The sequence below is a fragment of the Oscillibacter valericigenes genome, assembly GCF_021531915.1.
Lineage (GTDB): Bacteria > Bacillota > Clostridia > Oscillospirales > Oscillospiraceae > Oscillibacter > Oscillibacter valericigenes_A.
Map to the genome: position 1 here is coordinate 24689 of NZ_JAFBIV010000019.1, position 12720 is coordinate 37408.

The following is a 12720-nucleotide window of genomic DNA, read 5'->3' on the forward strand; positions in this document are numbered from 1 at the left end:
TTTATACTGCCTCCTGTGTTCTCTCCGTTACCTTAAAGGGGCGGAGATTTGTATGTTTGTAGTAGGGTGTCAAATCAATATTGGGATGGTCTTTGGCAAACTCTTTCGCCTGAAAGGTCTGCCGGGTCTGGGATTTCCAACTGACATTGAATAGGCCGCAGGAACCACTCTCCGAGTTACCCAAATCGGCCTTGATGGTGTTTTCAATCTCGCCGATACGGAAATCCAGCGCCTTTTTGTCCTCTTTCAGACGCATATACTCCTGCAGCACGGCATCCCGGCCAAACAGTGCTGTGGTGGTATGGAGACTGACTGGATAGACTTCCTGTAAGGCTGCTGTGGTGGCCTCGGAGCCGTCAGCGGCAGGTGGGATATCCTGTTCCACCTGTTTCCAGAACGCTGCTTCCGCTGTCATCAGTGCGTCGATCTCTGCCTGGTTTCGTTCCAGGACAAAGGTAAAAAAGCCCCGGCCATAGGCCAGAACTGCCAGATACCACCGCTCCGCCCCGGTCACGGCCAGATAGTGGACACACTGTGCGTAATACTGTACCGGAAACTCCACGCCGTTGAACTGCTTCAGGTCAAGAGAAAAGGTGGTCTTACACTCCAATCCGGCATTTTCCCCCATCACCATCCGGTCAACATCCGCGTGGGCAAAGGGATACTGGGGGTTATACAGCATAGCTGCCAGCCGATAGACCCGCTTCCCCTGCTCCTCCATCCAGCGCCGAGCCACATAGTCCTCCAGGTCACGTCCCTGGCGCATGGCCTCCGTGTCCGCTTTCTCCGCTGCCCGTCCGGTTTTATCTGCCCAAACGGAAAATGGGCTTACCCACTTGGACAAGCCCACGATCCCGGCAGCATCAGAGCCGCCGATGGTTTTCCTGCGCCGTTCCAGCCATTCCTCACGACTCATACCCTTAGTGGATATCTTTTTCAGTCCTCTTACCATCATCTCTTCACCTCATGCAAAGAGCGGCCATTCTGTCCATCAGGACATGGCCGCTCATCACTTTTCCCCAGTTGTTTTCAGCGTAGTTTTTTGTATTCCGGTGGGGCATACTGTGGGTCACCAAATCGCTGATGGCATTGATGGCGCCCCATGCCGTACCCCGAAACTTCGTAATATCCGGGGCGAAGTAGCAGACCATGAACTCATCCTTACACTTGGCAATGGTGGCCTTTTCCCGCTCCGTCGTCTTTTCTGTAACAGGAAACAGCTCGTTGAGGATATCTCTGATCTCATCGTCACGCAGCGTTTTATTGGCTGCCATGTCCGCGTATTCGGCCAAGCCGTCCATATAGTCTTCGGCACGGAACAGACAGTCCCGCGCTTCACTCAACCGCTCGTGGACATTTTCGGTGTGGCGCATGGACCAGGTACGCTTGGCGGTAGCCAGGGCCACATTCAACGTGTTGTTGCATACGACCCGGATGGGTGTCATGCAGACCCGAACGCCGCTGCTGCCATCATGGGCATTGGTGAAACAGAGGTACGGCTCTACGGCATCCCCGGCAATCTTACGCTCCTGCATTTTTGCCAGCAGCCAGATTTGCTTTCCGTCCCGCAGGGAGCCTGCGGTTTCGTAACGGACATCCCCGCTGATCAGGTCATCGGTGAACTTGAAGGCGTCAATGTTCTGGACGACCTTGTATCGGTCACCTACCACGCCCAGCACATTGTCATCGCTGTCCCGGACATTTGCCTTGAAGCCTTTGATGATGCCGCCACGGGCGTTGAAGATATTTTCCTGCCGGACGCTCCAATCCAGCCCCGCAAAGCGCAGGGCGTCTTCGCTGTTGGGCGCTTCGGACACCTCCGTGCCCAATCCGTGCCAGGGACGCTCTCTCACATACATCATGGTTTCCACATTTGCCGCCATTTTTACGACCTTCTTTCTTAAAAATCACCGAAAAACGCTCTATGCTCCGCGGTCCCCTATGATACGTGAGACCGCCAGAGCGTCTCTGGTGTCATAAGGATAGTATGTCATTGAAATATTCGATTTTTACGGCTGTGTCCCAATGCCCTTGTGGGATTTCAACAGCAAAAAAGAAAAGGCCCGAAAAATCTATTCGGGGCCATGATCTCCATCCCATCCAATATACCGGATCTCTGCATAATCATATTTTGACCAGGAAAGCCTTTGCCCACATCGGTCACAGTATTTCTGATATTCCCGTTCCATGGTTGCCTTGCATCTGGGGCAGACCGCGTAGGCATCATGGCAAGAAAAGACGCGGATCTCAGTGACCCTTCTTGGGAGACGGTATGTGGGGGCCAGCAGCAGATCAAGGATGACTTGTAAAAGAGTGACCTCGGGCGTGGATTCTTCCAAACAACACTCCATTTCGTGGAGAATGACCATGATATCACCTCTGAGGCAACTATAGAGGCTTTGATATCCAAACTCCAGGCTGTTATATGACGTCAGGTAAATGTCAGCCATGCTGCATGATTTGGAAAAAGCTGGGATCTTTCGCTGATGTTTCGATTTCGTGACAAAACATAAAATCATATTGCCTATATTTTAACAAGCTCGTAACAGAACGGCTGAAAGCCTTGATTTGGCTGGGTTTCCGATGTAAATTGAACCTGCAAAGCGGGGGACGCAATGGGTACGCCGGCGTAGAAACAGGATCGGCTAGCCACTGTCTGTGGGCCGGAGTGACCGGCACGTACTTCGCTTTGACAAAAATGGCGGTAATTTCCGCTAATCTACAAGGAGGAAACCCATATGAAGAAGTTCCTTTCTCTGGTTCTGGCTCTGATTATGACCATGTCTCTGGTCACCGTCAGCGCCGGCGCCAAGGACTTCACCGACGACGACAAGCTCAACTATGAAGAAGCCGTCGCCGTGATGTCCGAAATCGGCGTCATCGATGGTTACACCGATGGCTCCTTCAAGCCCCAGAACGGCCTGACCCGTGGCGCGGCTGCCAAGATCATCTGCAACATGATCCTGGGCCCCACCACCGCTTCCGCTCTGCGTGCTGACACCGCTCCTTTCAAGGACGTGCCTGCTGACAACCAGTATGCCGGTTACATTGCTTACTGCGTGCAGCAGGGCATCACCGCCGGCTACACCGACGGCACCTATCGTCCCGCCGCTCCCCTGACCAACTTCGCTTTCATGAAGATGCTGCTGGGCGCTCTGGGCTATGACCAGAACACCGAGGGCTATGTTGGTGCCAACTGCTTCATCAACGTTGCCAAGCAGGCCATCGGCCTGGGCCTGAACAAGGGCCTGCTGGTCGACTTCGACGGCGGCAAGCAGATCAACCGTGAAGAGGCTGCCCTGTTTGCTTTCAACACCCTGAAGGCCACTGTTGTTGAGTATCCCGAGAAGACCACCGTGAACGTCGGTGGCGCTCAGGTCGTGCTGCAGGGCAAGGCTCAGGACGTTGAGTGGGGCACTGCCACTCTGAACGACGGCAACATCGACCGCCTGGGCGGTGACGGCTTCGTTCAGTTCGCTGAGAAGCACTTCCCCAAGCTGGTCCGCACGACTGACATTGACGACTTCGGCCGTCCCGCCAACACCTGGACCTTCAACAAGAAGGACATCGGCACCTATGTCAACAAGGACCTGCTGGTCGCCACCTACACCAAGGGTGTTAAGGGCGGCGCCATCTTCTCCGACATCGGCTCCGTGGCTGCCAAGTTCGCCCTGACTTACTGGGAGAACGGTATTGCCCTGGATAAGGATGCCACTGCCACCCAGGCTGCCAAGCTGGTCAAGGGCAACGACAAGACCATGAACCACTCCGGCAACGGCGTCCTGACCGAGGTCTATGTGGACACCGATACCGACGAGCTGACCATCGTTGAGGTCCACACCTATCTGGCTCAGGCTAACGCCGACTACAACGAGAAGACTGAGAAGATCAGCCTGACCGTTTACTATGGTGTTGATACTCCCAAGATGAGCACCACTAACGCTGAGCCCTCTGAGAAGACCATCACCCGCACTGTGACTCTGGAGGACTTCCCCCAGATCAAGGACCTTGAGGATGACGACGTTGTTCTGGTCACCTATGCTGGCGAGAAGAAGGTCATCAAGTCCATCGCTGATCCCGAGATCGTTGCTGACACCGAGCTGACCGCTTACTCCGTCAATGGCGGCGACGTGGATGAGAAGGCTTACATGATGAAGTCCATCAAGGCTGCCGGTGAGACTTACAACGCCTCCTATGACTCTGCTTGGGAAGCCAAGTACCTGTATGATTACACTCTGACCGAGCTGAAGGATCACACCTGGAACGTCTATCTGGATCAGTACGGCTATGTCCTGGGCCTGGAGAACGTTGAGGCTTCTGTGAACTATGCCTTCCTGATCGGCTATGAGTCCGGCTCCTCTGTCCTGGCCAAGGCCATCGACAAGGCTCTGGTCATCACCATCGACAGCGAGAAGAAGGCTGATCTGGTGACCGTTGAGATCCGCGACGACAAGATGGACGGCATCGGCAACGCCGATCCCACCAAGGATGAGCATGTCGAGCTGTTCGGCCGGAACAACAACACTCCCGAGAATGCCGCTGTCAACAAGTGGGTCACCTACGAGATGGACGGCGACGTCATGATCCTGAAGACCTGCGTCAACGACCAGTTCCAGGATACCACCACCGCCAAGATTGACAAGGAGAACGCCACTCTCGAGGATCGGACCACTGAACCCGATACTGTGAAGTACGGCAACGCTGCTTCCCTGTACATTGCTGTTGACGCTGACCTGAGCGTTGCTGCTGACGGTTCCATCGTTGACATCAACGGCCAGTCCATCGGCATCAAGAATACCAGCATCAACATCTACAGCAACAACGAACCCGCCACCAAGACCGAGGCTGGCTACACCACCAACGCCAATGGCGCTTACGTCCTGTATGACAACAGCGGCTATGTCAAGTATGCCGTGGTCGTGGGCGAGGACGGCTCCATCGCTGACCGTCTGGTCTATCTGACCGACGACATCGCTGAGAAGCGCTATGACAAGGAAGCCAACGAGTACTACTACATCTATGAGGGCATCGTCGGCGGCGAGGTCAACGACGAGATCATCTCTGAGGTCGCCAAGGACACCAACGGCAATTACCTGGCTGAGGGCATCCTGTATGTCGCTTCCTACGACGCTGCCGGCAACATCGTCAAGATGACTGCCAAGACCGACAACTGGTTCGCTGCCAACACCGTGAACAACCGCGACGCCAAGTACGTCCAGGCTACCAGCGGTGTCCAGGTCGGCGCCAATCCCAAGCTGGCTGAGCCCTGCGCTCTGAACCTGAAGGAGCAGACTCTGTACATCACCGCCGCTTCCAACAACCACTATGTGATTCTGGACGACGAGTGCGTGTTCTATGTCAACCAGTCTGACGACGAGGGCGAGACCGACGGTTACGAGCGCTTCACCAGCGCCAAGAACGCTCTGGCCGCTCTGGGCAACACCACTTCCTTCACCGGCAACTTCGTGGCTATCTGCGACGGTACCACCGGCTTCGCCACCACTGTCATCATCAACGACAGCAAGTTTGAGATGGAAGAGGATACCGTGGAAACCGAGCAGCCTGCTGAGCCCGCTACCTACACCGTGGAAGTTCTGGGCTGCAGTAAGCAGAGCAAGAACGTCCAGTTCGTGATTTGGAACAACGAGACTCGCAAGTGTCTGACCGCTGAGGAGCTGGAGGCTCTGAACCTGACGGAGGAAGACTTTGTTGTCTATAATAACGGCAATCAGGTTCTTCTGAAGTCCGGCAACGGAGAGACTGGCTCTGTTTATAAGAAGTTCGGTGATAGTTACGTAAAGACTCAGCACCAGTTCACTAACAGTGCTTTCGTTATTCTGGATGGTCCTGCGTACGACGGCAATACTCCTGCCGAGGGCTCTAGATTTATTGATATTTATGGTGCAAATGCAGGCTTTGTAAAGGCACATCTGGATGGCCAGTTGACCTCCGGTACTGTGACGGTCTATGTCGACAGAGAAGAGTGCACTGCCTTTGTGTCCTTTACTATTCCTGCTGGAACCTGATGCGTTTTTGATCGCAAATATCAAAACTCACCTGAGTTGAGATAACCAAGACCCCCGGGCCCACGCCCGGGGGTCTTCCCCTAATCGTTTCCAAGAGGTATACTCGCCCCATCAGGGAACAATATCAAGCAACAAAAATTTCAAAGCGGGTACCCGCTTTCTCCGTCAGGCGTACGCCTGACGGAATGGTTTTTGATCAGACCGCCGCGGGGACCGCACACAAGGAGGTATCCCCATGGCATTTTCCTTCCATCAACCGGACCCGGAGGCAATGCGCCGTGTCCTGGATAATCAGCGCAATACCATGGCAGGCGTGGTGCTGCGTCTGGCCTGGCTGGAGGGCCTGAGCCGGGAGGAGATCCATACGCTGCAATGGCCGGACATCTCTCTGGAGACCCATGAGATCGTGCTGAAGGACCGCCGCGTCCCGCTGTGCGAAGAGATGGAACAGGTCCTGGTGGGCCGCCGCAAGCCCTTCGCCTGGGCGTCTCCTTATGTGGTCTTCTCCATGCGCTCCCGGGGTGATCTGCATCCGGTGCACATTTCCCGCCTTGCCCGGGAGGCCATGGATGCCGAGCCCTGCCTTTCGCAGGTCCGCCTGACGGACCTGCGCCACGATTTCATCATCCGCCAGCTGGAGACCCACGACTGGGCCTATGTGGCCCGCATCACAGGGCACACCGTGACATCCTTTCAGACGCGGTATTCGCCCTATATCAAGATTAAGAATCAGAGCCAGAGGGAGCTGCAGGGCGACGATGAATACCGCATCTGGCAGATCTTGCAGGCGGAAAAGGAAACGATGGAGGGCCTGGCCCTTTCCATGCGCTGGTACATGAATCTCGGCCTGGGTGAGATGGTGGGCCTGACGTGGGACCAGGTGGACTTTGAGAAGAATCTGCTCCATCTGCCGGAACGGGACGTGGTGATCTCCGCTTCCGTGCGGAGAGCCCTGCTGGCGGCTTATGAACAGCGCAGAGAGGGGGAGGATCCCCATGTGCTGCTGAAAAAAAGCGCCCGGACGCCCATGGACGTCACCTACCTCTCCAAACGGGTCCGCACGGTGCTGCTCCGGGGAGGCGTGGATGATATCCAGTTCCGGGATGTGTGCCGGGAATCGGAGAAAAAGACCGATAAGGAAAAGATCCTGGAGTTCGCGAAGCAGCGCCCCGGCTTTTCCCGGGGAGACGCGCTGGCGGCCCTGGATCTTACGAAGTCCACCCTCTACAAGCGGATGCGCGAGCTGGTGGAGGAGCAGAAGCTGGTCCGGGTGGGCGCCATGTATTACCTTCCGGGCACGGTGGTGCCCCAGGAGGAACACGATGACGCCATCAGGGCCTATTTGCGGGAGCACGGCGCCGCGTCCATGAGCGACCTGCGGTTCCTGCTGCGGATCGAACGCCGCCAGTGCGGGAGAATTTTGAAGAAAATGGTGGAGGATGGAAAGCTCCTCCGTGAGGGGAATACGTTCAGGCTTCCGCCAAGTGAATAAAGAGATGCCGGTCTGCAAAAGCAGACCGGCTTTTCTACAGAAGGGGTGTGCAGCCCCTCTTTATTATTAAATGAATGAACATCATGGTAAACAATCTTTTATAAGGAGTGAAGTGCCATGATAACAACTCAGGAATACTTGGAAACTGTCAAAAGTATGCGCAATCGTACAACACGCCTTGACCACGAAGGAGACTACTGGACACAGGAAGAACGAGAGAGATTGGTCGTATTGTTTGACAGCGGTGAGGGAATTACGGATATTGCCGTTCAGCTGCAAAGGACAGAACCTGCCGTGTTCCAGCAGATTGAAAAGCTGGATTTGTATAAGCGTAAAGAGAACCCGGTTCGTCATCGCGATCAGTTCAAACCGCGTGGCTGCTTATGTGACCGTTGCCGGCTTGATGTGGCTTCCTGTCCCCGCAGCGCAGCTTGTGTGGAAGAACAGGAGGGTATCTGATGTTTGAAGAATATGCAGATGTCCTGACGGCAGAGGAAGCGTGCGAAGCCTTGAGAATTGGTTATAATGCGCTGTATGAGCTGCTGAACAGCGGCAAGCTCAAAGGCTTTCGGAATGGCCGCGTTTGGAGAATCCCCAAGCAGGCGCTCCAGGAATACATCCTTAGGAGCATTGGGGCAAAAGAGTAAAGTGATCCCCCCTTGTTTTTTTATTTTGCTCGCAGTTGCCGCAATTTCAAAACACTGCAAATAACTTTTTACAATCGCCTGAACAGGAGAGTAATCTACTGTAAAGGAGAATCACGATGTACAATTACAACAAATCAAGCTATGAGCAACAGGTTGAAATCATGAGGCGTTGCACGGCAAGAGCGCTGGATGAAGGCGATGTTTGGAGTTGGGATGCTGGATGTGAAGAAATGCTGGAAAACATGTTTTTCACCAATCACGGAATTACCGAAATTGCCCATTTCTTCAACATCACAGAAGTTGAGGTCATGAGGAAGGTTTTGGAGCTTGACTTATATAGCTACTATAGCCTCCCGGATTTCCGAAGAAGGGATATAAAATGTACTGACGCGACTAAAGAGGATACATTCAACAGCGATCCATATGTTGGGGCTGTTGAAATGATGCGCAGGGACACGCTTGCCTATGACGAGCATCAGTTTATCTGGAGCGAAGAAAAAGTAAAAACCTTGCGTATGAAGTTCTGCGTTTCGGAAGGAATCACGCAGATTGCTCTTGCGATGGGATGTACAGAACCGATGGTAGTGAATAAGATTTTGGAAGAGCGACTGTATCACAACATGGATTACCCGTACTTTATTTTCTGTCGGTAAGGTGTGTTGGAGAATTTCACAAATATCATCCCGCCCGAATCGGGCGGGATGATATTCATATTTGAACTGTTTGGCCCCCAATACCAACTCCATTCCGCTCAATTTCGGCAGGATGGAGTTTGCAGATTACGAGAGTTTTGTGCGACTTTTGCAGTACATGGTTGCCCGATTTTCCATTACGTGATATACTATTTATATAAAAATGGCCTAGTCGTTCTGGTAAGCATCATTCAAGACTGTCAACATTCTGCCAACCGTTGCTGAGAATCGAATAAAAAGAGAAAAAATAATTGAAATCAATAAAAACGATATTTGCTGATTATTAGAAGCATATTCCTTGGAAATACAATGTTTTTGAACGATAATAACGGCAAAAATCGGCACCTTTCTATGGGCAACAACCCCATGGTCGGCGCTACCGTCGCCGTGGCCGTGGCAGTTGCCGAGAGCCGGAAGTAAAAGGCAAAAACCTCCGGTTTTTCCTCCGAAAAGTTCGGAAGTCTATCTAATTTCAAAAGCACAACGGGAATCCCATCATTTTGAGAAAAATCTCAATGATGGGATTCCCGCTTTTTGGCTTTTGGAAGGGCAGATTATGAAGAAAATCCGTATGTGCCGATACGGATAAGACATTTGCTGAGGAATTTGAAGAGTGTATTCTGGACTGCAAATCCCCGCAATTTAAGGGATGGAACACTGTGGCATTACAGAGAATCCATCAAGCAGATTTACAAGCGTGTTCCCTCGGATACCTTGATTTCTGACTTGGACGAATACACAATGATTGGTACCCGCGGGAATGTGGCAGATCCACTGGGTCGCATTGAAGAGCAGTATTGGGATAATACTCGGTGCCGGTTTACTGTGATTCTGGTGCTGGATGAGAACGATGAGAGCAATTTCAATTATAAATATGGCCTGGGCTTCGATACGTTATACTACCAGGACATGAAAGAGCGTATTGAAGACGCTGCATAGATGGTAAAATACATGGGAAATCCATATATTCGGGAAGATTTGCTATTTCCTGCAGATGGGTTGTGGTATTATTATGGCGTGCTACCGGACGGAGAGTCGGATCGAGTCATGGCTGAGGCCGATACTGCCTGGGGTGGGGTCGACAGCCTCAATATACCGGTGGCTTACATTTATGGGGAAGACATATATATCCAGGATGTGGTTTTCAATGTCGGGGACAAGACCGTCAGCGGCAAAACCTGCATGATGACGCGCCGGATGACTGTACGATACTGGTAGATTTTATTACCGGTGGCATTAAAACGGTGACGGTTGCGAGAAGGCTGTTTTGACTGATTGGATAAAATTGATAGAAAAAATTGTGCAAAATGCCGGACCTGTTTTGCGCATAAATTGGCTTGTTGTAACTCTTTTTGTTACCATCTTGTGATATACTATCGCCAGAAGGTGGAAAGGAGGTGGAGAATTGAATAGCTCCATGTGGGAAAATCAGTATCGGAACACCACCATCTGTATTGATAGCTATGAAAATGGGACACTATCTGGTCGGATGTTTAATCCATATCTTCCTGAGGGAGATAGTTTCCACAGTATCATGGATTTTTTGAAAAAGATGGAATCCATGCTGAATAATATGAAGTTTCCGCAGTCTTATAGTGTGAAAAGGGTATTCTGCCCGGTTCAGGAAATGAATACTGTAGCGCCATCTATAGAAAGTACGCCTAAAGGAGTATGTGGCACTTTCAATATAAAAGTCCTGTTCCGGCAGAACGCCAGCTGGCAGGGTTCTGTGTTCTGGATTGAAGGGGGCCGTGAGGAATCGTTCCGCAGTGTGCTGGAATTGCTGTTATTGATGGACAGTGCTCTCTGCGCTGGGAAAGTGGAGAGCGCATAAGCACTCAGGACCTCAGCCGTCTTTTTGAGTCCACTTATCAGCTGATTTGCACCGATACTCCACGGAACACGGAACAGCGATATTTGGAGCTTCTGGAGACAGAGGAACGCTGGGTTGCGTGGGAACGGGCAATCAATTGATGATCTGACAGAGCAACAAGAACATTTTGTGACCAAGCGCGGGGAGCCGCGCATGAATAAAACTGTAAGGGCAAACCGTCCGAAAGGGCGGGACGCAAAGCAAGGGGGCTAAAGCGGTTTTGCCGCCGCCAAGCCAGCCCGGCTGCCAGGATTTCAATCTAAAACAAAACGAAAGGAAGATTGAGAAAATGGCAAAAGTAAGAAAACGGATACTGTCGCTGGTAATGTCGCTGGTGATGGTGTTCACACTCCTGCCGACAACGGCATTGGCTGGTAATATCACAGCTGAAAAGACAGAAATTGCCGTTGGAGAAACCATCGAGCTAACATGTGATAATGATAGTTTTTGGCACCAACATGGCTGGCACGTAACTAAACAAGGAATTGTCAGATTGGAAGATGATGGCAATGAAGTGAAAGTTAAAGGCTTGAAGGCTGGTACAGTTACTGTATATTGTGGAAAGCTTAATTTAGACGGTAATAGTGTCACTATTACCGTTAAGGGTTCGAATCCCAATCCCGATCCCGATCCAGAGGAACCAGAGGCAACAAAAAAGGTTTTTGTCTACGTAATGGATGATGGTTGGGAAGGCAACTCTGATTTTGAAGACTTGGTTGGTTTACATGTCAAAGATGACAATGGTTATTTTCCGGTTGGCGTTGCATATATCCCCGCATCCGTATTCGCCGGCAGTAGTCCTTATCTGAAAGCCAGCAACTGGGAAACAGTAAAAGTAGCTGTGGAAAATACCCTTGACACTTCGACGAACTCCTTTTTGACAAATCGAAACAATAACATGGCGCAGTATCTTGACAATGTGGATACAACGCAGTTTGGTGGAGCGGGTTCCGAGAAAACAGGTTTGTTTGATTGGAGGTATGGCGTAAGCTATGGCTTCGAGAATGACAGTGCTGACTATCATCTGGATCTGAGACTGGAGAGTTGTCAGGTTCAATACAAGCTGGCTAATACAGATATTAAAGGACATCCTCAAGGAGAAGTTCTTGCATCTCGTGGTTATTTTGCAAACTTCCAAATTAAAGAGCCCTCTACATCAGGAGATTGGTACTTAACTCTTCCGGAAGGTACTGCTGTTGCGGGGTATTATACAGATGAGAGCTGCACCGAGGAATACCAATTTGGTCAGACAGTCTCTGATGATGTGACGGTCTGGGTCAAATTGGAGTGGAAGACATTTGATATTACCTACGATCTAAATGGTGGTAATATTGATGGCTCGACCGATGATGTCGTGTACTACAACCAAAATTATGGTACAGCTACGCCTGAACCCGATGAGAACCCCGTAAAAGAGGGATATATTTTTGATGGATGGGAGCCTGATGTTGCTAATTGGGTAACCGAGGATGTCACGTATACAGCACAGTGGAAGGCTAGCAACGCCACGTACAAGGTGAAGCATTATCAGCAGAACCTGAATGATGCCAACTACACTCTGAAAGAGACCGAGAACAAGGTTGGCACCACCGGTGCCACGGTTGAGGCTGTGGCAAAGAGCTATGATGGTTTTACCTATGACAGTACCGTGGAAGGCACGGTTTCTTCTGGTATTGTAACAGCTGGAGAGGAGCTCACTCTGAAGCTGTATTATACCCGAAATGAATACGCCCTGACGATCCACTATGTGTACGCAGATGGCAGCGAGGCTGCGCCTGACTATACTGATACCCTATACTACGAAGAAGCGTATAACGTTACTAGCCCAAGCCCGAGCATCACTGGCTATAAGCCGGACAAGGCGACGGTGAGCGGGACTATGCCCGCAAAAGACGTGGAAGTGACCGTAACGTACACGAAGGACGAGAGCCAGACCAAGACCCTGAGCTACACGGTTGAGTACTACAAGGACAACGTGAAGGTCGATGCA

At 51.6% G+C, this 12720-nt stretch carries 11 protein-coding genes and 1 riboswitch; of the genes, 9 read left to right on the top strand and 2 right to left on the bottom strand.

Annotated features, from left to right (window positions below):
• Nucleotide 1: 1 nt before the first annotated feature.
• The gene (locus JQM66_RS10660; RefSeq protein WP_235229861.1) at nucleotides 2-955 is read right to left on the bottom strand and encodes a YqaJ viral recombinase family nuclease; all 954 of its coding nucleotides are present in this window, start codon (nucleotides 953-955) and stop codon (nucleotides 2-4) included.
• 4 nt (nucleotides 956-959) lie between these two features.
• A complete protein-coding gene (locus JQM66_RS10665) occupies nucleotides 960-1883 on the bottom strand; it encodes a DUF932 domain-containing protein (RefSeq protein ID WP_235229862.1) in 924 nt (307 codons plus the stop codon).
• A gap of 855 nt (nucleotides 1884-2738) precedes the next feature.
• On the opposite strand from JQM66_RS10665, the gene JQM66_RS10670 reads away from it, so the two are divergent.
• From JQM66_RS10670 to JQM66_RS10710, 9 genes are all read left to right on the top strand, one after another.
• Nucleotides 2739-6026 carry an S-layer homology domain-containing protein gene (locus JQM66_RS10670; RefSeq protein WP_235229863.1) on the top strand — a complete coding sequence of 1096 codons (3288 nt, stop codon included), beginning with the start codon at nucleotides 2739-2741 and terminating at the stop codon, nucleotides 6024-6026.
• A gap of 235 nt (nucleotides 6027-6261) precedes the next feature.
• Nucleotides 6262-7518: a site-specific integrase gene (locus tag JQM66_RS10675; RefSeq protein WP_235229864.1), complete on the top strand. Its 1257-nt coding sequence runs from the start codon at nucleotides 6262-6264 to the stop codon at nucleotides 7516-7518.
• A gap of 117 nt (nucleotides 7519-7635) precedes the next feature.
• A complete protein-coding gene (locus JQM66_RS10680) occupies nucleotides 7636-7977 on the top strand; it encodes a hypothetical protein (protein ID WP_235229865.1) in 342 nt (113 codons plus the stop codon).
• Nucleotides 7977-8165 (top strand): helix-turn-helix domain-containing protein, encoded by a 189-nt coding sequence (locus tag JQM66_RS10685; protein WP_235229866.1) that lies wholly within the window; start codon nucleotides 7977-7979, stop codon nucleotides 8163-8165. Before JQM66_RS10680 ends, JQM66_RS10685 begins: the two co-directional genes overlap by 1 nt.
• A gap of 116 nt (nucleotides 8166-8281) precedes the next feature.
• Nucleotides 8282-8818: a hypothetical protein gene (locus JQM66_RS10690; RefSeq protein WP_235229867.1), complete on the top strand. Its 537-nt coding sequence runs from the start codon at nucleotides 8282-8284 to the stop codon at nucleotides 8816-8818.
• A 354-nt stretch (nucleotides 8819-9172) separates the two neighbouring features.
• Nucleotides 9173-9277, top strand: a complete 105-nt coding sequence (locus tag JQM66_RS10695; protein ID WP_235229868.1) for a GGGtGRT protein — start codon at nucleotides 9173-9175, stop codon at nucleotides 9275-9277.
• Nucleotides 9278-9391: 114 nt separating this feature from the next.
• The gene (locus tag JQM66_RS10700; protein ID WP_235229869.1) at nucleotides 9392-9796 is read left to right on the top strand and encodes a hypothetical protein; all 405 of its coding nucleotides are present in this window, start codon (nucleotides 9392-9394) and stop codon (nucleotides 9794-9796) included.
• Between the two features lie 466 nt (nucleotides 9797-10262).
• Complete coding sequence (locus tag JQM66_RS10705; protein ID WP_235229870.1) at nucleotides 10263-10691, top strand: hypothetical protein; 429 nt, start codon at nucleotides 10263-10265, stop codon at nucleotides 10689-10691.
• 199 nt (nucleotides 10692-10890) lie between these two features.
• Nucleotides 10891-10981: riboswitch (cyclic di-GMP riboswitch) on the top strand.
• 38 nt (nucleotides 10982-11019) lie between these two features.
• Nucleotides 11020-12720, top strand: a 1701-nt coding sequence (locus tag JQM66_RS10710; protein WP_235229871.1) for an InlB B-repeat-containing protein, incomplete at its 3' end; no start/stop codon positions are given.

What these genes read in the sequence shown, in the direction of transcription:
- JQM66_RS10660 (WP_235229861.1), bottom strand. Translation starts at nt 955, where the DNA reads ATGATGGTAAGAGGACTGAAAAAGATATCCACTAAGGGTATGAGTCGT.
- JQM66_RS10665 (WP_235229862.1), bottom strand. Translation starts at nt 1,883, where the DNA reads ATGGCGGCAAATGTGGAAACCATGATGTATGTGAGAGAGCGTCCCTGG.
- JQM66_RS10670 (WP_235229863.1), top strand. Translation starts at nt 2,739, where the DNA reads ATGAAGAAGTTCCTTTCTCTGGTTCTGGCTCTGATTATGACCATGTCT.
- JQM66_RS10675 (WP_235229864.1), top strand. Translation starts at nt 6,262, where the DNA reads ATGGCATTTTCCTTCCATCAACCGGACCCGGAGGCAATGCGCCGTGTC.
- JQM66_RS10680 (WP_235229865.1), top strand. Translation starts at nt 7,636, where the DNA reads ATGATAACAACTCAGGAATACTTGGAAACTGTCAAAAGTATGCGCAAT.
- JQM66_RS10685 (WP_235229866.1), top strand. Translation starts at nt 7,977, where the DNA reads ATGTTTGAAGAATATGCAGATGTCCTGACGGCAGAGGAAGCGTGCGAA.
- JQM66_RS10690 (WP_235229867.1), top strand. Translation starts at nt 8,282, where the DNA reads ATGTACAATTACAACAAATCAAGCTATGAGCAACAGGTTGAAATCATG.